The organism is Gimesia algae (assembly GCF_007746795.1).
Lineage (GTDB): Bacteria > Planctomycetota > Planctomycetia > Planctomycetales > Planctomycetaceae > Gimesia > Gimesia algae.
The window spans coordinates 7,160,440-7,185,734 of sequence record NZ_CP036343.1 but is presented as its reverse complement, the minus strand read 5'-3'; the positions used below and the strand labels follow the sequence as shown (position 1 = coordinate 7,185,734).

General features: G+C 48.9%; 15 protein-coding genes. 6 read left to right on the top strand and 9 right to left on the bottom strand.

Annotation, left to right across the window (positions count from 1 at the left end):
• The first annotated feature begins 1 nt into the window (after position 1).
• Positions 2 to 676 carry a hypothetical protein gene (locus Pan161_RS27050; protein WP_145231860.1) on the top strand — a complete coding sequence of 225 codons (675 nt, stop codon included), beginning with the start codon at positions 2 to 4 and terminating at the stop codon, positions 674 to 676.
• A gap of 58 nt (positions 677 to 734) precedes the next feature.
• Positions 735 to 2,270 (top strand): HTTM domain-containing protein, encoded by a 1,536-nt coding sequence (locus Pan161_RS27045; RefSeq protein WP_145231859.1) that lies wholly within the window; start codon positions 735 to 737, stop codon positions 2,268 to 2,270.
• Positions 2,271 to 2,284: 14 nt separating this feature from the next.
• Here the strand turns inward: Pan161_RS27045 and Pan161_RS27040 are convergent, their stop codons facing one another.
• Positions 2,285 to 3,706 carry a hypothetical protein gene (locus tag Pan161_RS27040; RefSeq protein ID WP_145231858.1) on the bottom strand — a complete coding sequence of 474 codons (1,422 nt, stop codon included), beginning with the start codon at positions 3,704 to 3,706 and terminating at the stop codon, positions 2,285 to 2,287.
• Positions 3,707 to 4,240: 534 nt separating this feature from the next.
• Between Pan161_RS27040 and Pan161_RS27035 the strand changes: the two genes are divergently transcribed.
• The 3 genes from Pan161_RS27035 to Pan161_RS27025 all read left to right on the top strand — a co-directional run bounded on the left by Pan161_RS27035 (position 4,241) and on the right by Pan161_RS27025 (position 16,877).
• A complete protein-coding gene (locus tag Pan161_RS27035) occupies positions 4,241 to 7,744 on the top strand; it encodes a hypothetical protein (protein WP_145231857.1) in 3,504 nt (1,167 codons plus the stop codon).
• A gap of 163 nt (positions 7,745 to 7,907) precedes the next feature.
• A complete protein-coding gene (locus Pan161_RS27030) occupies positions 7,908 to 16,118 on the top strand; it encodes a hypothetical protein (protein WP_145231856.1) in 8,211 nt (2,736 codons plus the stop codon).
• A 75-nt stretch (positions 16,119 to 16,193) separates the two neighbouring features.
• Positions 16,194 to 16,877: a metal-dependent hydrolase gene (locus tag Pan161_RS27025; protein ID WP_145231855.1), complete on the top strand. Its 684-nt coding sequence runs from the start codon at positions 16,194 to 16,196 to the stop codon at positions 16,875 to 16,877.
• 10 nt (positions 16,878 to 16,887) lie between these two features.
• Here the strand turns inward: Pan161_RS27025 and Pan161_RS27020 are convergent, their stop codons facing one another.
• The 6 genes from Pan161_RS27020 to Pan161_RS26995 form a co-directional block, all read right to left on the bottom strand.
• The gene (locus tag Pan161_RS27020; protein WP_145231854.1) at positions 16,888 to 17,220 is read right to left on the bottom strand and encodes a Rieske (2Fe-2S) protein; all 333 of its coding nucleotides are present in this window, start codon (positions 17,218 to 17,220) and stop codon (positions 16,888 to 16,890) included.
• 114 nt (positions 17,221 to 17,334) lie between these two features.
• Positions 17,335 to 18,609 carry a DUF4350 domain-containing protein gene (locus Pan161_RS27015; protein ID WP_145231853.1) on the bottom strand — a complete coding sequence of 425 codons (1,275 nt, stop codon included), beginning with the start codon at positions 18,607 to 18,609 and terminating at the stop codon, positions 17,335 to 17,337.
• A complete protein-coding gene (locus Pan161_RS27010; protein WP_145231852.1) occupies positions 18,581 to 19,375 on the bottom strand; it encodes a DUF4129 domain-containing protein in 795 nt (264 codons plus the stop codon). Before Pan161_RS27010 ends, Pan161_RS27015 begins: the two co-directional genes overlap by 29 nt.
• Positions 19,372 to 20,292 (bottom strand): hypothetical protein, encoded by a 921-nt coding sequence (locus Pan161_RS27005; protein ID WP_145231851.1) that lies wholly within the window; start codon positions 20,290 to 20,292, stop codon positions 19,372 to 19,374. Before Pan161_RS27005 ends, Pan161_RS27010 begins: the two co-directional genes overlap by 4 nt.
• Positions 20,289 to 21,377 (bottom strand): stage II sporulation protein M, encoded by a 1,089-nt coding sequence (locus Pan161_RS27000; protein WP_145231850.1) that lies wholly within the window; start codon positions 21,375 to 21,377, stop codon positions 20,289 to 20,291. Before Pan161_RS27000 ends, Pan161_RS27005 begins: the two co-directional genes overlap by 4 nt.
• Positions 21,364 to 22,266, bottom strand: coding sequence for an RDD family protein (locus Pan161_RS26995; protein WP_145231849.1), 903 nt, complete (start codon positions 22,264 to 22,266; stop codon positions 21,364 to 21,366). The genes Pan161_RS27000 and Pan161_RS26995 overlap by 14 nt, the downstream gene beginning before the upstream one ends.
• Positions 22,267 to 22,654: 388 nt before the next feature.
• Here Pan161_RS26995 and Pan161_RS26990 point away from each other — a divergent pair, with 388 nt between their 5' ends.
• Entirely contained in the window at positions 22,655 to 23,731 is a 1,077-nt protein-coding gene (locus Pan161_RS26990) for a prenyltransferase/squalene oxidase repeat-containing protein (protein WP_232103517.1), read from the top strand.
• A 31-nt stretch (positions 23,732 to 23,762) separates the two neighbouring features.
• On the opposite strand, the gene Pan161_RS26985 is transcribed toward Pan161_RS26990, so the two are convergent.
• Both Pan161_RS26985 and Pan161_RS26980 read right to left on the bottom strand, forming a co-directional pair.
• Complete coding sequence (locus Pan161_RS26985; protein ID WP_145231847.1) at positions 23,763 to 24,488, bottom strand: creatininase family protein; 726 nt, start codon at positions 24,486 to 24,488, stop codon at positions 23,763 to 23,765.
• Between the two features lie 91 nt (positions 24,489 to 24,579).
• On the bottom strand, positions 24,580 to 25,041 hold the full coding sequence (locus Pan161_RS26980; RefSeq protein ID WP_145231846.1) for a GNAT family N-acetyltransferase: 462 nt from the start codon (positions 25,039 to 25,041) through the stop codon (positions 24,580 to 24,582).
• Between the last annotated feature and the right edge of the window lie 254 nt (positions 25,042 to 25,295).

Below are 25,295 nucleotides of genomic sequence, written 5' to 3'. Positions count from 1 at the left end.
GATGCGATTTATCAAACGTGGACTCAGCTATCTGACCATAGCCAGTTATGTCGGCATATTATTGTTTGGTATCTTCTGTCATACCTTTACTTATCGAACCGGCAGTCATCCAGGCATGTATTATATTGTCTGGGATATGTTCTGTGGCTGGTCTGCCTATTCGGTTCGTACGCATATCGTCGGTGAAGGCATCAGTGGTAAGTATTACGAGTTATCTCCCGGTCCCTGGGGTGATTTTTATCCTTACGGAAAGCTGGGGAGACGCCACTACGATACCACCGGCGATGCCTGGGTTCGGATGGCGATGAACACACTCGATAAGACAGAGCATGAACCAATGCTGCGAATTCTCTGTATCGAAGAAACCTGGTGCAAAAAATATAATCTGCCTGATATGGTCTGGGATCAGCGTTACGAAGAGCCCAAAGATTTTCAGAACTATTATCGGTTGCGCAGGGTGATTACTCCCGAAGGGGTCGTAGCACAGACATATGTTCCCTGGCTCACGCGACAGGTGACTCTACAGATCAATGACAACCCGCGTCTGGTAGCGGAAATGAATCGTGGTCGTCCGTTTTTCGCAGCAACGATTGGCAGTCAGATCGAGGCAACCGCACCACCACAACAGCACGATCCGAATCTTCCCGTTCACCTCGCTTCGCCCGTAGGTAATTAAGCCGAATTTCCGAGAGTTCTTTCCGTTTCGAATCGCTACATCATACAGGATTTCAAGCATGGATGCCCCAGAAGTGATTTCAACTGCTAATCATTCTTTTCGCGATCGCTTCCAGAATTTCTTTTTTGCCAAAGAGGTACCTTACGGACTGGCGATAGTGCGAATGCTGCTGCCCATGATCCTGCTGGGAACAGTCTGTACCCGCTGGTCTTATTCACGTGAATTATTCTCGGCTGATGGGGCACCGGCACCGCTGGCAGATATTTTTCAATACTATAATTATCTGCCGATATTACCCGGAACGGTTGTCGTTGGTCTGTTTGCTGTACTCGGTTTTTTCCTGTTCTGCAGTAGCATTGGCTGGATGACGCGGTTTTCATTAATTGCTTCTACGATCCTCTATACTTATTTCTGTTTCATGGACTGCATCAGCATGGCGACGAAGTATTCAGTGATTGCGACGCATGCTTTGTTCCTGCTTTCTCTTTCTCACTGTGGTGCCATCTGGTCTGTCGATAGCTGGTTAAAAAACAGAAAACAGAAACAGTCGTGGCCTCAGTATACGAAATACGAATTACCTCAGTTTGAAGTCTGGCCACAAAGATTGATGCAGATCCTGATCTGTCTGGTCTACTTCGGGGCAGCCATCACCAAGATGCATACTCCCGGATACCTGGAAGGCGACCAGATCAGTTACTGGGCAATGTCGCGCTACAATAACCCTCACCCGGTAGGAGAATTGATGACACTGTATCCGATCTTATTATCGGTGATGTCATATATCGCGATGATTTGGGAAATTGCCTTTGTATTCGTTGTCTGGCGTAAATGGGGTCGGATTATTGGTATTGCGATGGGGACCGCGTTTCATATTGGAACTACTTTTTCACTGGGACTGTATATTTTTCCCATGGTATCCATATCGATTTATTTCTGCTTCCTCAACACAGGTGATGTTCAATGGATTTCTGCCCGCTTTCGCAGGCTGTACCGAAAAGGGGGCTGGGTTTATCAGTTGTCGGCGGAATTCCGTCAACTTGTTGAACGATTTCGCCCTCAATCACTGGCAGTCTGGAAGTCTCCTGCTGCCTGGGCAACCGGAATTTCTGCTGTGTTGGTTCTCAGTATCTATGTTGAACATCAACAGGACCTGTATGGGCTGAGACGGGCGGAAGGTAAGATGACTTTACACGAAGTGGATCCTGAACTGGTCGCGCAAGTAATGGGGCCGGAACAGATCATGCGGGTGAAAGATAAGTTTCTTTCGGTTGACGTCGGTACCCAATTGGCAGGCGGATGGATCATAGATCGCAAGCAGGAGTTTAAAGCGGGTGAGATGATTCTCGTGCAATGTGCGCTCAATCCACCTCATGAAGATATCTGGATTGACTGTCATTTTTGTGAAGAGAATGGTCGCATTGTACAGCGAACCGGGCAGATCGCGCCGCGTGAAAATATGCGGGCAACCTTTCAGATTTATCCTTCTGAAATACTGGAGCCCGGCAATTACTACGTCTCGATCAAATCGAAGGGCAAGGAAGTGCTGAGGCGTTCCATCACACTGCTTCCCAAGTTGTCTCCCGTCGCAAATTAACGGTATAGTTACTGCTAATTCTCCGTTTTCGCATTCTCCGGTTTGTTATGATCCGGAGATACAACCAGTTTACGAATCACTTCTGTGAGGACTAACTCAACTTCCGGCGCAACCTTGCTGGCACGGGGGCTCGATTCGTATCCGCCCTGTGAGTAGGCGATTTCGGTGCAGATGTAACCGGGGCCGTAATCCCCATAGGCGGCCATGCAGACGGTTTGATGCGGAGCGAATTTCTGGGCTTGTAACTGATATTCGATAAACAGTTCGCCTGGCAGATGCAGGATGGATGCGGATTTCAAGTGCAGGCAGGTGATTGGAATCTGATGACCCTGTGAGGCACGTTGGTACCAGACAAGCCGAAATGCAGCACTCGATCGTTCCTTTGGCGTTTTCTTTTTGTCATTTATCGTAGCCTGTAGCAGTTTCGGATCCAGATGTGTAGAGACCGGCAACGCGGTCATTTCTGTTTTCCAGTGCAAGTCAGCAGAAGAGATCTCCGCTTTTTCCTGATTCTTAAACGCACTCTCCATGGCGCGCTCAACGCGCTGTGCAAGAATGGGCCTCATTTTGGTAGAACCATCATTATATTTGCCCGCAGCGATATTTCCTGCGGCGCCGTTAAAATAAACGTTTAATGTTCCCGGCAAGGCTTTGTTTCTGGCTTCGCGCGCCATTCCTACAAATTCATAATTCACGTCACCCTTACCATAATAACTCTGAGGGTGTGTGGCGTAATAATTCAGCACAGCAATGGGTTGATTGTGGTTCCAGAAACACAGGCACTTGAGCCAGGGATCAATCACTCCTTCAGGGGCATTGATCGCGTCGGGAGATTTTGATTTACTCCAGCGCATCAAACGGACTTTGCCATCTGCCCCCAGTAAACGGCGATTGGAAGCGACCTGTTCTACCTTCGCTTTCCCGATTCCAAAGTGAGTGACGGTTTGAGGGCTTTTCAATCCTGATCGAATGACATTGGCAACCTGTGTAATACACTGTCTGCCATATTTGTTGTCGTAGTTTTTTCCACCGAGACCCTGGTCTTCCATGATTTTGCCTGTCGCAAAATCGATCCGGGGGGCATCGTGTTGATGCAAAGAATGAACGGCAACACGTTCCGGCGTGGTTCCAGCGGCTTCGGCAAGCCTTTCACGCCACGTGTCATAACCTTGATTTCCGATTCCGATGGCATCGACGGCACATAAAACGACCGGTTGTTCATCAGAAAGCAGGACCACTCCCCTTGCATAAAGAGGGGTCACTATTTTCCGGGCCGGGGCATAAGCGACCGGCATACCCAGCCTGGGTGTAACATCTTCGTTGAACGTCACTATCTTTAAGTTCCCCGCGCACACTCGTTGTTCGGGGCCATTGAACAGGCTGACCATGAACAGCAGAGCGAGAAGTAAAGAGCGACGAGGCAGTGGAGAAAGCATGTTATTGATTCCTGGCAGTGATACGAAGGTCTGATGGTAATGGTCCCTCTCAGGTTAAAGCCGAATCTTTAACTTAAACAGCTTTCGGGAATCAGGCAAGTATGAGCGATTGATTCTGATAGAATTCCAGCTTACGCACACACAGGCATGGCTAAAGATAAGGGGGGGCGATTTTGTGGTGAGAGACCAGTCATAGCACAGCATCAAGCAGGAGTCCTCCGGTCATGATGGGCTCCTGTTTCATAATCTTATTTCGGAGTTTTTTTAAATATTTTCGCAATTTCCTGTCTCTCACTTACGTCCTATCTTCCAGACAATGATCCAAAAAAACTATACTGAATTATATAAACTCTGGATTTGACGCTTTTTACGTGAATGTCCTGTTTGCCGTTCGTTCTCAAAATTGCTTAGGGTACAAATCAATGTACGGAATGGCAATGATTTAAACTTTTGAGTCTTCAACACTGTAAAGCACGGTCTAAGTGGTTTTGGAGACACTACAATAAACCTGGTTACAGGCTAAGGGTGGGTTATATGCGATATCTGAGACGCGCACCTCGTTTTATGCTGTTTTCTTTAGTTGCCTGTTTCTGTCTGGGCTCGCCGATTGTTTCCTTGGCGCAGTCGGCTGTTGAAGCAGTCAAGCCGGCCGCCAAGGATCAGGATGACTGGGATCGTCTGATTTATGTTCCTTTCAAAAATATCAAGGATGTGTTCGACAAATCAGACGCTACAATCTTCATGCCTTATCTCGAGTACCTGGAACTCTGGTCAAAGTCAGCGGGTCCAGGCTCTGATAAAAGTTTCAATTTTCCTGCGAAAGCCGTGATTACCAGCTCCAGTTACCGGGCAGAGGTTGAAGAGAACGTCGCCCGGATTCAATGTGATCTGACAATCCAGGTCCTGGGGGATCCCTGGGTGGAAGTGCCACTGCAATTTGGTGATGCCGCCATTGGAAAGGTCAACTCTCAGAAATCAAAAGTATTTTTGAGAGGAACCGGGAAGGGCAGTTATACATTGTTGCTCTCAGAAAAGGGAGAGCATCATATACAGATTGAACTGCTGACCCGGGTCAAGAATTCTCCTGAGGGGCGGAGTTTTCAATTTGTCTGTCCCACTGTCGGAATTACCACACTGGAACTGTTGATTCCCGAATCGGATCAGACGGTTAAAATTACTCCGCAACTGGTAAGGCTGCCAGCCAAGTCACCCGCCGATGCAACACGCGTGAAATCGACACTGGGGGCCACCGGTCAGATCAGTGCTCTGTGGTATCCCCGCGAAAGTTCAAAGCCGGAAATGGATCTGTTAGCCAGCGTCGAAAACTCAACTCTGGTCTCCATTCGAGATGGCCTGGTTCATACTCAGACAACCTTGAAATACGATGTACTCAGGGGAGATATGCAGTCGGCACGCATTGCCGTACCCCTGAATGACCGCATTCTGGATCTGTCTTCATCTAATACCAAAATCAAAAGCTGGAAGGTGGAGAAAAAAACGGATCGACAGGTGGTGCTGATTGAGTTTCTCAATAAATTACAGAGTGGAGCATCCATTCAGATTCACACCGAAAAAGAAATCCCTGAAGAACCATTTCAAATTCTGGGATTGTCCGATTCCACGACGTATGGAATCCATGCTTTGGATGTCATTCGGGAAAGCGGCCAGATAGCCATCACCCCGGGAGAAAGCATGACTTTTACTGTGACCGAGACATCGGGTGTCACACGTAGTGAAAATGCAGGGATTGCGGAGAGTATTCAGAGACCTGATGCAATCTACTATCGATTCTTCAACCCCTCTGCGCGTTTGCAGATCAAAGTACAGCCTCTGGAAGCCCGGATTTTTGTGATTCAATTGAGTGAATGCAGTTTCGGAGAAGATGAAATCCGATTGGGGGCTCAACTGACCTACGATATTCAGCGTGCTGGCATTTTCTCGTTTCAGTTAAAAGTTCCAGAACAACTGGAGATCGACTCCGTCAATGTGGCAGGCTTGAAAGAATACAACTTTGATAAGCAGTCACGGCTGTTGACGATCGCCTTACAACAGAAATATCAGGGGAAACTCAAAGTACAGATTCGCGCACATCAAGACTTTAAAAAAGCCGATCAGGAATCGACGGTGAAAGTCCCCTTACTTGAGCCTGTCAATGTTGAACGGGAAACAGGACAGGTTGCCATCTTTGCTCCTGAAGCTATGGAATTGATTATCAGCAATCCGGATGTCGTTGGAGCGCAACCGTCGACAACCTCAAACCGTCTTCAGTCTGGAAGTCTTTCCCTGGCCTCCATGTGGGATTACAACCGTCGTCCAGTCGAGATTCCGGTTCAGATCCGCATACGGCCGACGCGACTGGTCGCTGATGTCGCAACCAGTGTCGATGTGAAAGAGCAGATTGCTGAAGTCACCACCAGGATCAATTATCAGGTTCAGTATGCAGGAATCGACACGTTCCGTCTTGCGGTTCCTGAAGCGATTGCCGATCTGGTTCAGATTCGCTCACTCTCTCCTGCACCTGCCCCCTCCATTAAGCAGAAAAGTCGGGCAGAACAGTCCGTCGATGGCTGGGTGGTCTGGACCGTGACAACACAACGGAGTGTGCAAGGACCCTTTGCTCTGGAGGTACGCTACGATATTACTCCCGGATTGCAGGCGATGGTGACAAGTCCAATCGTGGAAGCAAACGTGGCAGAAGACACAGAGGGACAGGAAAACGCAAAAGAAAAAGCCGAGAAAAAGAAAACCTCTGAAGCCGCGGACGGCGATATCTCCCTCAAAGAAATCGCGTTGTCTCCCGTGAAAGTATTGGGACTGGAGAAGAGTGATGACGACTCACGATCACGTGAGGTACCGTTATCACGAGTCTACGGTGAAATAGCTGTTCGAAAGTCAAAGATGCTCTCTGTCACAACTTCAGAACTCGACGAGCAACTTGATCCCATTGATTTACGCGAGCTCAAACTGTTACCCCAGGATGGCTTTCTGGCGTTTCGATATTTCAATCAACCGGTGACTCTGGAACTGGCTTCGACTCGACACAAAATCCAGGAAGTCGTTGAGACGATCATTCTCAAATCACTCGTGGAAGTCGTGTTGAGCAGAGAAGGACGGTCCACATATCGCTGTCGTTATCTTATGAAATCCAGTGAACGTCAACAGTTGAAAGTCGCGTTACCAGCGGGAATGGAGCCACTCAGTATTACGGTGGCCGGTCAGCCTGTGCCACTGGAAAAAGCCGATCAGAGCCAGGATGAAGAAGGCTGGGTAAATTATTTCGTGAATGTCGCCCGAGATCAGGCTTCGGACCAGTCATTCCTGATCAGTCTGCTGTTTACGAAAGCAGTACCCCGTATTTCGGATTCCTTCGGTGGTAATTTGAATCTTGCTCTACCCCGGATTGGTGGTGTCAAAGGGGAGAACGTCGTAGTTCAACAGTTGAAAACCGCGATCTGGGTACCCGATCAGTACGCGCTGGTGAATGTCTCGGATGATTTTCAACCGGAATATGAACCTTACCTGGATGGGATCATTCCTCGACGGGGGGGGGCCATGATTTCTGGCACGTTCTTTGATTCCTGGATTGGGGCTTCCGCAGGGTCTTTAATCGACTTCCCTACTGAGGGACGCACTTTTACCTACACGCGCCTCGGCGACAGTAGTGAGATCAGTGTGTCCTGGTGGAAACTGTCATTTTATACATGGATCTTAAGCAGTGCTCTGGTTGTCATCGCTGTGGTCATGCGAAAGACACCCTGGGAAAACAAAGTCGCCGTGCTGATTTTTCTGGTGTTCATCCTAGCCATGATCGGATTGACGAATGCAGATATGGTTCTGAATGGTCTGTATGTTGCCCGGTTTGGAATACTGGCGTTAGTCGCAATCTGGATTTTGTATTCCCTGGCAGGACTACGGTCCGTTAAACCACTATCCCACACTGACACACAGGTGACTTCCAGCGGACCGACTGCGGCTGTGATTCCGCCTCCGGGAGTCTTCGATGAAATCGAAACGGATCAGCCTGATGAAGAGAAGTAAATTCTGACCGTTGAATGATGTAAGCGTATTAAGAGTTTTTCTATGAGTGACTCACTTCATGAGGTTCGCCATGAGATTAAATAAAACAAGTTCTGCTGCCAATACAATTCCTGTCAGGCGAACAATACTGTTACAGAGAGTCATAACAGGTATTTTCCTGCTGATGGTTTCCGTTTCTGTAATGCGATCCGGTCTGAATCAACAGTCGATAGCGGCAGAGAATCCGACTGCGAAAAAACAAGCCATTCGGTCCAACTTCAAAAAATGGCCTGATACGGCCGTCTATCTGCCCATAGATCAGCTCGATGCGATTATGTCCCGAGATAAGAGTGGTGTATTGTTATCGCGGAGTGAGTATGATTCTTTAAAGAAGCAGGCAAAGCAGGGATCAGGAGTTGTCGATTTACCCGCGTCCAATGCTTTGATTTATGCCGCCGACTATCAGACAACGATTGTGGATCGACAGTTGCTAATCAAAGCCACGATTTCGATCAGACAGTTTCGTCAGCAGTTGACAGTGATCAACCTTCCCTTCAGTGGACTGGCAGTCGAGTCTGCGCAGCTGAATCAGCAACCAGCGATGATTGCCCGCTCGGCATCCCAAACGCACATGCTGCAGTTATTCAGTCAACAATCGGGGGCGCATCAGCTCATACTTCAACTTTCGGCACCTTTAAATACAGTGGGTAGTGACCAGGTCTCTCAGTTCCAGCTCCTGCCGGGGGTCGCCAGTCAATTTAAAATCGAACTACCTGAAAAACAACATCTGATCGTGAATGAACTAAAAGTCAAACCCTCGGACACCGCAGGAAAAGTAGTGGCTTATGAATTTCCGATCGGGGGTACAGGGCAGGTTGTCTTGAAGATAACAGAGCAAAACCACGAACAATCGAATGATTCACTGATTTTTGCACGGAGTGGGATTGGGGTCTCCGTCAGTCCCGGTAAAGTGGCCTGGCAGGCGCAGACTACGCTCAGCATCTTTGGCCAGTCGCTTGATCAACTGTTATTGAGTGTGCCTCAGAATCTGGAGATCACCAGTGTGGAATCTACCGGTCTGGAGTCCTGGGTGCTCAATGACAGTCTGAATGATCGTCGTCGTACTGAGATCACTCTCAATTATCGTCAACCCGTCGAAGGCGAACGGCAGATCATCTGTCGTGGTGTGATGACAACGGAAGCAGAAGAAGCGTGGCAGGTTCCCAATCTGTTGATTGAAAAAGTCAATTCTCACGTCGGTTCAGTTTTGATTCGATATCCTCCCGGTGTACGCCTACAGGTAGAAAAAACGAACAACGTCCGTCGTAAGGCGATGGAAATCACTCCGATGGGAAAACGCTCTGCTACGGATCCCGGCTTGGATTTCGACTTCTGGCAGCAGAAATTTGAAATCGCTCTGTTAACACAGGAAAAACGGTCCGAAGTGCAAATGGCAGCTTCCACTGTTGTAGACCTTAACGAACAGGGTATGGATTTGCGGCTGGTGACAACCGTCGAAAGTCTGTTTGCTCCGATGTTCGAATTTCAAATGAAAATTCCGGCAGAATGGACCATTCTGGGAGCCTCGCTGCAGGACCAGACGATCGACTGGAAGGAGTCTTCCAGAGAAGCCGGAAGCAAACTGGTCAGGCTTTCTTTCCCTCAACCGCTGTCCGCGAATCAGGAAGCCAAAGTAATCGTGACAGCACATCGCGATCTGGAAAACTGGCCCCCTGAATCTGAAAGTCAGCTGTTGAGTATTCCCCAGGTGGAATTGCCACAGGCAAAGATTCTGGAAGGCTCTCTGATCATCAATGCGGACTCTGACTGGGATCTGATTCCCAGTGAGTTGGTGAATCTGGAACCACTTCAGGAACAGATTCCACAGATGCGATTTGGCTATCAGTACCAGGACAATCAGTATTCTGGCAGTCTGACGATTTCGCGAAAACCGTTACAGCTTGTCGCACATCATCTGCAATATGTCAGGCTGGATCCGACGACCTTATTTTCACATTTCGAAACGACACTGAATGTCGAGCGAGGCAGTTATCGTTCTTTGATGGTGGCTCTCCCGGAAAATGTAAGTCAGCGGCTCCAGTTTCGATTAATCAATTCAGCGGGGAAAATCTTAGAGCAGGTTGCCCAGGAGCCACAGAATGGTGTCCGAGTCTGGGATTTGAAAATGGATCGTCGCCTGAGTGGTAAACAGATTCTAAGTGTGACCGTGGAACAGCCTCGCAACAAAGGGGAAACGGTTAATGTTCCCCAACTGCAGCTCATGTCTGCAGACCGACAGTACGGCGAAGTGGCGTTCGAAGCCGAGGGGGATCAGCGGCTCAAAATCAAAGCAACGGGAATTCGAGGACAGACGCTGACGACCATTGATGCGGCAGAGTTACCAGTTCCCATCGCGTACCAGCCTCGAGAAAGAATCGTCGCCGCTTACCGTTTTGTCGGTATCGGACATCAGATTGAAGTTCTGGAAACCCGCTTTGATCAGACTGCTGTTCCCACAGCCATTGCGCAACTCATGTCTCTTAAAAGTGTGATCGGTCCGAACCGTGAAGTGCAAAATGAAGTGGTCCTCAATTTTTCTGCAGTCGGAATTCAGGCATTGCAGGTTTCCTTGCCAGAAGGGGCGCAATTACTTTCTGCGCTTGTCCAGGGAACTCCCGTCGAAGTTCGCAAAACGGAGAATGCGTTTATTATTCCGGTCACTTCGGATGTGCAGGAACATAACGTTCACACACTCCAGTTATTGTACGACGCCAATCGTTTGACATCTCAAGGGGCGAATCAGCTCTCACAGTCTCCACCGCGGATCGCTGTTGTCGATGGCACAGGTGCGATTCAGCCTCTCAAAGTCTTAAGTCAGACCTGGTCGATCCTTTATCCTTACGATTATTTCGTCTCAGAAAGTTCAGGCGATTTCGTGCCTGAGCATGCTTTACCTCGCCTGGGCATCCTGGAAAATTTTCGCCAGCATATCAGCCTCTTGTCTACTCGCGGTGTTTTTAATCGGTCAATGATTGTCTTTTTCATTGTATTCACAATTCTGGTCAGTATCTTTGCGTTTCGCAAAGGTGGATTTAGTGCCGTCATCACGCTGCTCGCGGGATTCTGTGTATTGTGGCTGGTTTTCGATCTGGTCTCACCTGCATTACACCCCCTTAGTAGTGTGGAAAGCAAACCAGGGGCATTCAACCAGGCCAGTATTGCGATATCCAATTATCATCAACCTGGATCCGGAAGGGGGTACTTTTATTTAGCAGAAACTGAGGGGACGAAACAGCAAGATGGGACCAATGTCCGATTCCGGAATGACGCTGTGCCGCTTGGCGTGGATTTCGATTTTAATGTCCAGGATGAAGCCACATCCCGTGCAGGTTCCGATGCTAGGTTGAATAATGAGGCTGAGCCAGCAGATTCTGAAATGCTGGGGCAGGCCAACCAGCGGTTACTCGCAAAATCAAAACGCAGAATTGAAGGGGATAAAGTTTTCCAGCGGTCTGAATCCTCTCAGTCTCCTCGCATCAATGTCACGCCAGTACCAGATTCATCCATGCAGGGCAAACCGGTTGACCAACCAACACGTTCCGCTGGGGAGACTGCCAAAAAAGAAGCTCTGGGTAAGCTGAGTATTGCTAATCCCGAGCGGGCATTGGGCGGACGCCTGTCCGTGATTGCTTCACTCCCACAGCCAGAGGGATTCCGTTCGATGGCATTTCAATATTATGGTGAACCTCAGGAGCAGCCCTTGTCGCTACAGGTTTCCTTGCAGCAGGCTCGGTCGAGTCAGAAACTCTTTCTGGCTGTGATGTTCGGTGTGTTTTGGGCAGGCTGGTTGCTGCGAAAATTAACCTGTTATAAAAGACTGCTGGTTCTGTTGGCGGGAATTCTATTGCCTGTCGCCTGCAGTTCTCTGCTTCCTGTCCGTTTTCAGCCCGTACTGGATGGGCTGTTTTCTGGCACCTTACTGGCAGGTCTGTGCTGGGGTTTTGAATGGATGGTTCGAACCCTTAAACGGGAATTTAAAGGCGCGATTAAAGTACCTTCCACGAAACAGGCGACAGTTGCATCTCTTATTTTGATGGGATTTATTTTCTGTGATTCCCCAGCCGTGTATGCGCAGAATAAACCCAGTGGCATTGTTGCTCAACAAAAGCCGATTGTCAGTCTGCCAAAGCCACCCCAGAATCTGATCATCCCTTACGAAGCAGGCACGGATCCTCTGGATTCGCAACGGATCTTTTTGCCGCGCGAGGAATTCAAACGCCTCTGGAATGCTGCCCATCCCGACCAGCCACTCCAGCAGGGGGCAGACTCCCTCGGTGCAATCAGTCAGGCATTATATGCTGCCGAAATCAAACCGGGTGCAGAACCAGGGCAGGCAGTGGTACATATTACGGGCAGACTGGTCATTCATACCACGGGAGTTCAGCCCGTCACGCTTCCACTACCACTGGGAAAAGCGGCTCTCAGTAACGCCACCTTAGATGGAAAAACAGCGACCTTGCTGACTCATCCGTTAAACCAGTTCAGTGCCACGAAATCAGTAGCGGAACATTTTTATTCCATCGTGGTTGCCAAACCGGGGTTGCATCTACTGGATCTGGAATTTGATCTCCCCGCACAACAGACCGGATCTGCAGGCAGTTTCCAGATGAATCTTCAACCTGTGGCCAGCGGTCGATTGACAGTCAACCTGCCCACTCCGGATGCAGAGCTCAGCGTGACTGGAATTCGTACAACGTATCGAAAAGTGAGAACAGCAGATAAAGCGACTCTGGAACTGCCCATTGATCAGGGCGGCGACATCCAGATTGCCTGGAGACCAGCCGAAGAGCGGGGAGCCATTCAGGGGATCGTCCAGTGCCAGACAACACAGGCTGTCCTTCTTCAGGACGCCGGAGTGCAATTGCAGAGTAAACATCACTACCGGGTTCGACAGGGTCAGATCAATCAGGCGACTTTGAAGATTTCGGAGGACCTGCGTGTTCAATCCATCACAGGACCTGATGTCGGAGGCTGGGAGATCATGGGCAGTGGTGAAGCACGTCAGATCAAAGTATTTTTGCGACGTGATATCAAAGAGACGACCAGCATTAAATTGATTGCGTTTCAATCACTATCAGTAGGGAAACAGTCCCGCACACTGGAACTGCCTCAAATTGTTCCTGAAAATGTGACGAATGAAAATGGAACCGTTGGCGTATACGCTCAGTCCCAGTTTCAGATACGCCCTGAAAAAATCAGCGGCGCGATTCAGATTGATTCTGCACAGTTTGTCAATCCAGAGACCTCAACTACGGATTGGAAAGTCGATGGGCTGGCATTGAAGCCACAGTGGGCTTATCGTTTCTCTCGTCGACCTCTGTCGCTGGGGTTCTCCCTGTCACGACGTCAATCCGATAAGCAGGCAATTGCAGAACATGCTGTTTTTGTCTCTCCTCGCAAAATGAGTCTTTCCAGTCGAATTCGATACCAGCTGAAAGGGATTCCGGAATCCACGTTTGTTCTGGAATTGCCCGAATCCTATCTGGTGTTGAATGTAAACGCACCAGGCATGGATGACTGGTATGTGATCGAACAAAATGCAGATGATATGCGGGTACTGGTCGTTGAATTTGCAGAGCTCAAAACAGACAAGGTAGAGATTGTCTGCGAAGGTGTCATTCCCCGGGATGCCAGTCAGCGTGAAGCGGAGATTATGATTCTGACGCCGTTGGAAGTCTCTGCGGTGCGCAGCGATCTGGCGATCTGGTGTGATGATTCGCTGATAGCTCGTGTGCCTGAACTTCAGGACTGGCGTGCCATTTCTGCAGAAGATCTGCCAGCAGGGATGAAGATGCAGCAGTCTCGTTTACCTCAATTTGTGTTTCGTTCTACTGCGGAACTGCCTGAGTGGATTAAACTGGAGCTCTCGCCGGCTCAACCTTCCATAACAGCGAATTCTCTGGTGATGACCACGGTCGGTAATGTCTCGGTCAGTCATACTGTCGGGATCCGCTGGTCGATTCAGGGGGCGGCGACAGATATCTTGTCATTTACGACTCCCCTCGGGCTAGGTGAGCATCTTGATTTTCGCGGGGATGGCATTCGTCAGATTGATAAACGAGTGATTGGTGACGCTGTCGTTCAATGGACCATTCATTTACAGAACTCAGTAGAAGGCTCTTACTTCATCACGGCAGAATCCACACAGTCACCTCCCGCGTCGCAGCAGATCGAAATTCCCCGGGTGCGCGTGATGGACGCCAGTGGGCTGGTGGATCCACAAACCACGGAACTGGAAACACAGCAGCATTATCTGATGCTGGTAAATCATTCCTGGGCCCGACTCTCATTGTTGAACCCGGAGAGTATTGTTTCAGTCAGTCGAGAAGAAATGCCTTTAAAGATTAATGATGCCCTCGCTAACCAGGCAATGGAACTGGCACGCATTATCGGGACTGCCAAACCTCCTCAGTTTCAGATTCAACAGTTTCAATCTGATCAGGGGGCTGCTGCTGCTGTGAACCTCTCGGAACTGACAACCGTGCTGGCGCATGATGGCAGCTGGAAAACGCACGCCGCATATCGGATTCGGAATCGATCTCGTCAGTTTCTGGCGATCCGGATCCCGGAGAAATCGCAAATCCTGAGTGCATTCGTCAAAGAGGTGCCCGTGGCACCGGTACTCTTAAAACAGAAAAAAGAAAAATCGGGTTCTGAACATCAGGTTTATCTGCTGGCGCTTCCCAAAACCAGTGCCGCCGATCTTTCGTTTTCAGTGAACCTGATTCTCACAGGGCGGTTATCCAAACCCTTACCACGAGACTCGTTCCGTTGGCAGGCAGATGTGATTGATCTGCAGCCGCCTCAGGTCGTGGTGCCTGCGGAAAATGCGGAATATGGAATTCCCGTCGCACAGACCAGATGGAATGTGTATATCCCCGACGATTATTCTGCTACCGCTCGGCTGGATGATCCTCGCACCAATATGACCCCCGTTGAATCTCATCAGGCTCAGGAAGATACATCGTTGACCAATATGGTGAAAGATGTGGAGAACCTGTATTCAGTCTACAACAGCAGTAAAAGTGATCGCGTTCGCAGCCGTGCGATCAGCAATCTGAAGCAACTGGAACTCAAGCTGGATTCCAGTTCGCAACAGGGACAGCAGGGACAGCGGCTCTGGCAGCAGATCAGCGAAATCCAGTCAAAGGAACAGCAGCGACAGGCCCAGAAAGAAAAACTTCTGGGAGAATCCAAGGATGGGAGAGCAGACAGTCAGGCTGATTTCGATTCGGAAGAAACATTTAATCAGCTGGTCATCGGAAATAACACGGCACTGTTCGAAGCCAACAGATCTCAGAATCAGTCAACACAATGGGGTATGCCGGAAACAGGAACTCCCATTGGAAGACCCGGTCCACCGTCGATTCCGCTGGGTGAACCAGCGAGTGTAAAGAGTCATACCATTCGAAACCTCGGTTCAAAAAATCTGCCCCAACCGGTTGACTCGATTGAGTACAAACTGGATAGCCGTGCGCTCCGACGCCAGCAGAGCCTGCAGAATACGACTGATCAACTGCAATCATCGTCGATGCAATCCTTGGATAGAAAGAATACCGATCTACCTGGTTTACAAGAGAAAGGTCGAGCTCCAGCAGTTAAATCGCGGAAACTGGAAGAACTGGTAGACAAATTTAATGAACTGGTTGATCAGCGTCACTATACAGAAGCAGAAGTGATCGCGAAACAGGCCAAGACTCTCGATCCACAGAATCCAGTGACTGTTACCATGGAATGGAAATCGAAGTTCCTCAGACGGGAGGCATCCAACAATGCGATGGCTGATCGGAAAGAAAGTAATATCTGGAATCAGTTGAACGATGTCGATGAGTCGTTGGCAGATGCTTATACACCCGATATCAAATTTGGTAGCGATGCCAAAGAGTGGGAAGATTTGACAATACGACGTAACAAATATCCTGGCAAAAAACAAAATCAAATCAGAGAACCTCAGCAGAATCAACTGGCTGGCTGGTCCCAGGCAGGGGGGATTTCATTGAAGTTTGATATTCCGCTACAGGGTCACAAACTGGAGTTTACCAAAATCAGTGGTCAACCTCGCCTGGCCTTAGATGTGCGGCCCGATAATACACTGCAATTTGGTTCCGCACTGATCTGGACTGTCGTCTGGATTGTTATCTTGGTTGCTTTGTTCTGGGGATTGCCTCGAATCGTTCGGTCTGAGGCAGCACAAAGGCGGCTGGGAATCACACTGGTTCTGATTGGTTTAGTCGGCTGGTTATTCCTGGCTGGTGGCATTGCCGGCTTTGCCATGGCCTGCTTTCTGATTGGTGCTGTTTGCCTGGCATGTCAGTATGTAAAGCGAACCGCTTGAAATTGATTGTTGATCTGTTATATCTTGCTGTTAAGTAAACCAACTACAAGCAACATTCCAATCTCAGAGGCAGTTATGGCTACAAAAATCACCTGGCTGGGGCATTCATCTTTTCAGATTGAAACCGCCGGTAAAACAATCCTGCTGGATCCCTTTTTTACCGGAAATCCCAGTGGTACGCGGGAGGCCGCAACCGTTGAAGCCGATGTGATTATTGTCAGTCACGGGCATGGTGACCATGTCGGCGATACCATTGACATCGCCAAACGTACCGGAGCGCTGGTGATTGCCAATTTCGAGATCATCGAGTGGCTGGGCAAACAGGGGGTTGAAAATGCGCATCCGCAGCACATCGGCGGTGCGCACCAATATGATTTTGGGATAGTGAAGCTGACGATTGCTCATCATGGTTCCATGCTCCCCGACGGAAGTAACGGAGGAAGTCCCTGCGGGATCCTGCTGAAATTAGAGGAGGGAACCATTTACTTTGCAGCGGATACCGGTTTGTTTTATGACATGAAACTGATCGGTGAAGAAGGCATTGATGTAGCGATTCTTCCCATCGGCGATAATTTCACCATGGGGCCGGCAGACTCAGTGAAGGCAACAAAACTGATTCAGCCGAAGCGTGTACTGCCTACGCATTACAATACCTGGCCTCTCATAGAACAGGATGCCTCCGCCTGGGCTGCTCAGATTCGAAAACAGACTACAGCGGAACCTGTGGTACTGGAGCCAGGTGGTTCCTGCTCGCTCTAAAGAGTATGATTTATTCCTGCTTCTCCAATTCCAGGCCGACCTGTATTTCATCGCCTTCAATGCGCACCGGGTAGACGGGCACCTGCAGTTTGGATTTCGGATTATCCAGCCAGGTTCCCTCTTTGATACAGAATCGCCAGGCATGCCACGGGCAGGTGACGGCTCCCTGTTCATCCACATAACCAGTTGAGAGGGGCGCACCCTGATGCGGGCAGAAGTCATTGATCGCCGTGTATTGTCCCTCTTTGAGGAAGACGGCAATCATCAGCCCTTCCACATGAAAAGCCCGCCCTTCTCCTTCCGGGATCGAACCGATTTTCGCAATAGTATGATAAGTGATCACAGTATTTACTTTCTTGAGACATCTGATTCGAAGTGAACTACCAGGTTTCCTGGGTCGGTCAGAGCGAGAATTATAGTCTGTCTTTCGTTCGAGATAAACCGGACTCGTTTCAGGTTAGCCCTGCTGTTTCCCATGCCGGGCAGCCTGTCGAATTTCCGCCAGTCTGTGAATCAGGTCGCCCATTTGACGCCGTTTAATCTTTTTGGATTTCGCAAGCTCGGATGCCTGCTTCAGGAAGGCAGTAATCTCATCCGGATCTGTTTTCATCCGCCGCGCAATCGGATCGATCACGCGATTCTCTTTACCGCGAAAACGTCTCAGGTGGAGTTCGGTAAACAACTGTTTCAGGTATGAATATAACAGGGCGCGGCCATTTCCATTTTTGAAATGTAAGTTCCCGACGTTATCTGTGTGGGAAACAATGTTATGGCGTGGCAGGATATGAGAAGAGAGGATGGGACCAAAACGCGTGCTATGCCACCAGCCGAAAATCAGTAACGTGATCAGCAGTTGAATTGTCAACGGGCGGAAAGTGGGGTCAATCAGTAAGGCAACCACTTTTGAGGTCCCTGATGCGTTTAAGGATTCATCAACAACGAAAAAATCTGGTGCTCCGGCCGATTCGAGCAGCCGAAATGCGGGAACACTGCCGCCATCAATCATTGACTGGTTTGAAAAGATTTTGGAGGAAGCTGCGACAACGATCTCACCCAAACCATGTTTCTGTAGGATTGCCTGTTGTGTTTCACCCACGGAAATGAGTTCCTGATCTGATTCGGAGATTACCTGGGCGTTCGTCTGCCAGATGATTGAGGGAGCATCCGGAAATACAGTCGTGGCCTGTCCATCCAAGAGACTATGTTCGTCTTCCAGAAGTGCAAGCAGATCAGAAGAATCAAGATCGTCTTTTTCGACCTTGTCTTTTTCTTTCTTTCCTTTTTTTTTCGATTCTACAACCGGCAGATTTTCCCGTTCTGTTTCATCCAGGTATTTGGTACTGATATTCAGAGCATCGATTTCGAATTCCGGGTGCGCCTGATTTGCTGTGATTACCAGGTGCCCGCCATCTTCGACCCATGACAGGATTGCTGACCATTCCTGGGGGCTGGGATAGCGAGCAGGGCCCAGCAGGCAGAGAGTTTCGTCGTAATCCAAAGACTGCAGAAACACAGAGATCGGAACACGGTTTCGTTCTGTATTGTAAGACTCCTGTTCGAGCAACAGAAAAAACGCTTTCTTTCCACTGGCTGACGCGCTGTACGAATCGTCGAGCGCACCCGTCCCCAGTTCTGGAAACCAGAGATGCAGGGGGATGAGCAGACACAGGAAGAACAGCCAGATCCAGCCGGCGTTTCTTCGCTCACGCTTGTTTCTGGAAGGCTGATTCATAATGTTTCAAGGTACTTTCAAAGTGTTCGCGGGTGGCTTTACGTCGACCAAATCCCAAGGGTTCATAGGTACGGATCATCTGCCGCAACGAATCGCAGGGTAACCCGTGTGGCCGGGCCGCCCGGATATAATCTCGGTATGTTAAACCCTTTCGAAAACGGATCCAGCCTGACCGCTCGATGTAGCTCATTGAGCCATAGAGCAGTTGGATAATGGCGTTATGATAATCACCCTCCTGTGCCAACACTTTGGCACGTTGCAGGTAGATTGAAGATTCCCGTTCTGCAGGCGAGATAATTTCTTCCAGAGTGAGACTGCCTTGCAGATCCGGATTGGCTTCGGTGGGGGTCGCTTTCTTTTTCCGTTCCAGTCCCATCAGGGATCGAATCAGCAGGTAAAGAATCAGACCACAAGTGACAACGACACTGACGTAGGCCAGAAACTGCATCACGTTTCCCAGCAATGCACTGAAGGCTGGATTAGAAGGCTCTCTTAGCTCAGTTTCAGTCTCTTGATTAAACAACTCATCAAATTCAAAAGGCGCATCTTTTGTGATATCGCGTTCCCTCGTCAGGTGGCGAAACTCAGTCCGGCTTAGGATGTCTTTCATATCCTGTTTCAGCATGATCTGATCTGGTGAGGAAAGATCAATCGAGTCTTCTTCAGGAGCCTGAGAAAATAAAGGTGCCATGTTCCCCGACAGGCACACGGAAACCAGTACCAGAATCTGAAAGATGCTGGGGACAGAAATCGAGTGACAGTTCATAATGCTGCCTCTTTTCTGGTGAGTCGCTGTGATACCTCAGCCATTCGTAATTCCATATCCCAACAGTCGTAGCGAACCCGTAGATCAATATAGGTAAAAAACCAGGCGAGTCTCCCAATCGGATATATCAGCAGGATGAAGCCGGTAAAGACCGTTAAAACTCGAGGATCGGTACTAATCAGAAGTAGAGCATTTGAGATGGGGTCGCCGATATTGTCCGGATCAAACGCGTAAGGCATCTGCCCAATCAGAATGTTAAAATCCAGCAGTGTATAACAGAGGTAATCGAATGTGATGAACAGGACACAAGTTAAGATATAGCAGAAGAAAAAAGTCCAGGCGCCGCGCCAGAATAAAGTGCTGAAATGTGAGGAAATCAGATCTTTGGTCCGGTGATCATGCGAGTTCTCTTGCTGCCCTGCAATTCCGATCTGTTTCAGTGAAGCCTGTTCCACACGAAATCCGTTACGTATTACCAGCCAGATGCCTGGAATAAACAGGTAGAAAATTCCCAGCATAATCGTCAAAAAGAAATCGGTATAGAACAGGAGCGCCGGACCGATAAAGAGCAGAGCCCGGTCAAACAGACAGCGCAGCATAAGTGGAATCATTCCGGGCTGAAATTGCCGTCTCAAACTTCCGAACCCCTGGGTTTCACCAAAACTGAATAAGGCAGAATTCCATGTGAGCAGTACACCCAGGGGGCTGGAAAAAAAATAAGCAACAGTGATGGCCGTTTTCATCTCAATCAGGAAATAATAACTGAGCAGATACACCAGCAGGCAGGCGGGTAAGGCAAACACTGCCCACAGCTTGAGCAGGGGAATCAGGAAACGTCCATAAAAACGTACTGCCAGGTCCAGGCAGTTAAACGCATTTCTGGGGACCAGCGCCACATTCATTCGATGAAATCTCATCGATGCTGATCTCCTTGCTGTGGTGAGTTACTTAAACTGTGCTGTGACGGGAGACGTCTGTCTGACTGTAGTCCGGCGAAAGTGAGATAAAGAAACACAATCAGCCAGAGTCCACTGCCGACAGAATATTTCACGATATTTGGAATATCAGCAGGAGACCAGAATGCTTCAATCATGGCGGCGACGACCAGCATCGCGGCGGCTCCTCCTGCGATTTGAACTGCCTCCAGGCCTCGCACCTGAAGCGACTGGAAACGGGTACGCTGTCCAGGATGGATGATAGCATTTCCCAGCATCAGCCCCGCGCCTCCGGCGACAGCAATTGCCGTTAATTCAAATGAACCATGAGAAATGACAAAACTTAAAAAACGGTCTCCGTTGCCCTGGCTGATTATATATCCCGAAACCGCTCCCAGGAATATTCCGTTAAACAACAGTGTGTAAACCGTGCCGAGACCCAGCAGGACGCCTAAAGCAAAGCATTTGAGCGCAATGCCGACATTATGATTGATATAAAAACCAGCCATGGTTGCACGCTGATCGCCAAAAGAATCGGTTTCAGAATCTTCTGATTCCTCCGAATCCGTATTGCCCTCAGTAGTGTTTTCTGTATCAGAATTGAGTCCACCCTCTTCACCATACATATTGTCGAATTGAGACAGATATTCTTCTGGAATAACACGTGATGCCAGTTCGGGCTTGTTTTGAACGACACACCAGCTGACTCCCATCGGCAGGAAAAACAACAGGCTGGCAATCAGAAAGTATCCGATGTTCGCTCGAAATAATCGCGGGAAATCGGCTGCCAGATATCGATAAAACCGGGCAAAATTTGTTGGGGGAGCGCTGTAAAACAGATTATGACCGCGGGCTACCAGATCGTTCAGATAGGAAGTCAACTCATGACCCCAGCCACGTGAGCGAATCGTAGCCAGATCGTGTGAAATTTCACGAAGCAGCTGGGAAAAAGTAGAGATCTTATCCGCGGGAAGCTTTGAAAGTGATCTGCTGGATACCTGTCTGAGAAACTGTTCAAATTTTTTCCATTGGGGGCGGCGTTGGTGGATAAATTTATGTTTCTTCATAAATATCCCCCTGTGAATCAGATCGTCTTTTGTATTCGTCCAGCAGTTCCTGCTCTTCCTCGATCTGACCAAAACTGAATGTCTTATATACGGAAGCCAGAAAAGCCATTGGGTACTGTGATACTTTTTTCTCATCTCCGGAGTAATGCAGCCGTTTTGCCAGCCGCTGTGCCATCTGTGCTGCCAATGCATGCCCCCGTTCGTAAGTCAGTACATGCCTCCGGCCAATAAACTCATCAATCAGCGATAGAACTTCATCACGAGGAAGAAAACTGCCAATGTCATTTTTATCAAGGGGTTTAATCTTGTTTAATATGATCGGTTTTCTCGGCAGGGTGAGAGAACGTTCCTGAATCACAACCGTGCCAGCTACCAGATCTCCCAGTCTCTGGAAACGCTGCGTCATCAACATGGATGTAATGCCAACTCCGTACAAAATAATAGAATCGGCACTGCGAGCCAGATTTCTCAACAGCGAAGGCCAGAAGGTAATTGGATATCCCCCTTCGCGAATCACGCGCAAACCACAGACATGTTTACCTATGGATTTGCCTTTGAAGAACGTTTCCGAGATGGTGTAATAGCCCCAGGTGTTAAGAAACATGATGACAAAGAACAGCCCCAGCATCGCGCCGGGCATCAGCAGTCCCATCATGGGGGCGATGAAAAACATGAAAATCGCGATTAACATGATCGTCCGAATCAGGAAATCAATCAGGTATGCAACGTAACGTTGCGAAGGTCCCGCGAGCTGATAGGACAACAAGACGTTTTCCGGGGTTTCCACCTGCATTTCCAAGCCGAGAATCTTTTTTTCACCGGGAATAAAAGTCTCAGGGAAATCGGCTGTGTCGGGATTGGTCTCTTCTAAGGTGATCGTCGATGCCATATCAGACTGCTGCTGGATCTTGCTGGGAAATGGAGAAACAGGAACGCTTTGATGCCCCGGGAAGGCTCATTGATTATAGGACATAGGCAGTATCGTTATCTACACAAAGATGAATTTTTATCAAAACAGGAATTCACGGTTTTCTTGCAGTCTTCCCAGTGGATATAATTAAGCTGTACTTGACGGGCAAACACGTGGAGTATCATCCGCTTGAATTATCTCGAATGCTATGGAGAAGCTGGAAAACTGTTCTCTTTTACCGAGGTGTAGTTCGCGATTGATGGTATCCATTTCAAATTTGATAAATCGATTGTGAAAGAGAGAGGAAACGTTAATGCCAGCTTTTAATCTAAATCTGAGGGCTATCAGTTGCTGGATACCCTTGTTGATGGCTTGTGTTGTCACCGGTCAGGCCGCGGAATCTTTGCTTCCTGCTGCCAGGCAACAGGAATTGAAAAAAATCCAGAAGCAGGGAGTCAACTTCCTGAAGAACAGCCAGCTGGAAGATGGGCTCTGGACCACTGAGACTGTGCCCGGGATCAGTGCGCTGGTAACAACGGCACTTCTGGAGAGTGGTGTTCCCGCCAGTGACCCGGTGGTCGCAAAAGCACTGAAGCGACTGGAAGGGTATGTCCAGAAGGATGGGGGAATATACTATGAAAAAAGCAATCATCGTAACTATGAAACCTGTATCTCAATCATGGCTTTTCATGCTGCCAACAAAGACGGACGATATGACAGTACGATTAAGAACGCCGAGAAATTCTTAAGAGGCTTACAGTGGGATGAAGGCGAAGGGATTGAGAGCTCAGATACTGCTTACGGCGGAGCCGGTTACGGCGGGCATTCACGTCCTGATTTATCTAATACGCAATTCCTGATCGAAGCCTTAAATAAAGCGGGGGCAAAGGCAGATGATCCAGCAATTCAGAAAGCCCTGATTTTCGTATCGCGAACTCAAAACCTGGAATCAGAATTTAATACGACTCCGTTCGCGTCCAAAATCGATGACGGCGGTTTTTACTACACCCCTGCAGCGGGTGGAACGTCGCAGGCTGGAAAAACACCCGATGGGGGTCTGCGTTCGTACGGCAGCATGACTTATGCCGGTTTGAAGAGTATGATCTACGCCGGAGTGAATGAAGATGATAAACGGGTCAAAGCAGCCAATGAGTGGATTCGTCGTCATTACACACTGAAAGAAAATCCCGGTATGGATCAGATGGGACTGTTCTATTACTTTCATACGTTTGCCAAAGCCCTGGATACGATGAAAGTGGATCAGTTCAAAGATGCTGAGGGCACGCAACACAACTGGAGGGCTGAACTGATTGAGCAACTGGCCAGTCTGCAGCAGGAGAATGGCAGCTGGTCGAATAAGCAGAAACGCTGGTATGAATCAGATCCGAATCTGGCAACCGCTTATGCTTTACTGGCTTTGTCCTACTGTCAGCCTGCTAAATAAAACTGGAAATCGAGTTGCCCCGTTTCATGCATCAGGTATGAAACGGGGGAATCACGGCTGTATTTGATCCATCGATCATACCAGCCACATATTTCGCCACCTGCTTTACAATCTCGTCAATCATATTTTGGCCCGCTGTTGCAGTGGCTTCCAGGGGTTCTTTATCATCCTGCTCCTGCATGGCATCCTGGCGAACATTTTCCGGGAAGGCAGCCATCGCGAACGCTGTTTCAAATTCCTGAGCGTGTCCCGGCCAGCGTTTCGTTTTTAAGTTTGCCAATGCGACTTCTTCTGGCAGCAGATTCCAGTAAGACTCGAAGTGCAGGTTGATTTCAAGTCGTTGCTGGTACTGTCCCCACATTCCCAGGCAGGGGGCAATGTTCCCGCCATGCCCGTTTAAAACAAGAATATTCGTGAATCCCGCATGATGCATGCTGCGAATTGTATCAAATAAGACGCTCAACCAGCTGCCCGGGAGGGCAGACAGTGTACCCGGGTGCCGCATATGATGCTCGCTGATACCGATATTCATCGAAGGGGCAACTATTACTTCCGGCGAGAGCAGGCGGGCGGCTTCGGTCGCTACGAGCATTACACTCCGCCAGTCATGTTCCATCGCCAGATGTTCCAGATGTTGTTCGGTGGCGGCTACGGGAATGATACATGCTTTTAATTCACCGGCTTGCATCCGCTCGCGAAATTCACGACGGGTATGCTTATGGAGCAGTATTTCTCTTGTATAAGAAGTATCAGACATGGTTCGACCTGAGTATAAAGTTGAGAAAGAAAGCGGCGTTCGAGATACGATTTATTTTTACAGACAATATGCCGTGCACAGGATGAAGATGTCAACGGTCCAGCATTTTTTCCATCACATGATAACCGGGGAAACAAAAGCCCAATTGCCGGTAAGTGGATTGAGCGCGTTCATTTTCTAATTCAACATAAAGTCGGAGACCCACGACATCCGGATTGGATTCCGCCAGCGACTGTACGTGTTGCGACAGTTGCTGAAATACACCCTGACGTCGATAGTCGGGAGAGACATAGACGCTCTGAAACCACCAGAATTCACCGTTACGCCAGTCACTCCATTCCCGTGTGAACATGATCTGACCAACGACTGTATTTTGATAACGGGCTACATAGTATTGGCACCCTCTTACATCTCCCAGAGATTCCAGCACACCAGTTCTGACCAGTTCCCGGTCCAGATGTTTTGACTCCGTCTCGAGAGCCAACTGGATATTAAAATCAGCAATGATGTCACAGTCTTCCGGGGTTGCCCGATCGATATGGATGTTCAACATAAGAGGAACCTGCCCTTCCAGTACATTCTGAGTGTGTTACAGCGAATCGCTGAAACCGTCATTGTCATTGATATCAAACAGTTTGTGTTCAATTAACTCTACTCCAGTCGGGATTAGATTTTTATTGTTGGGGCTAAGATTTTCTGAATTGTTTGTGCATTTATCAAATAAAGAAGCAACTCATTTTGTGAAAATGGCGATATTAGGTATTACAGCATAAATGGTTTTGCAAGGATGCATGGCTAAACCTCACA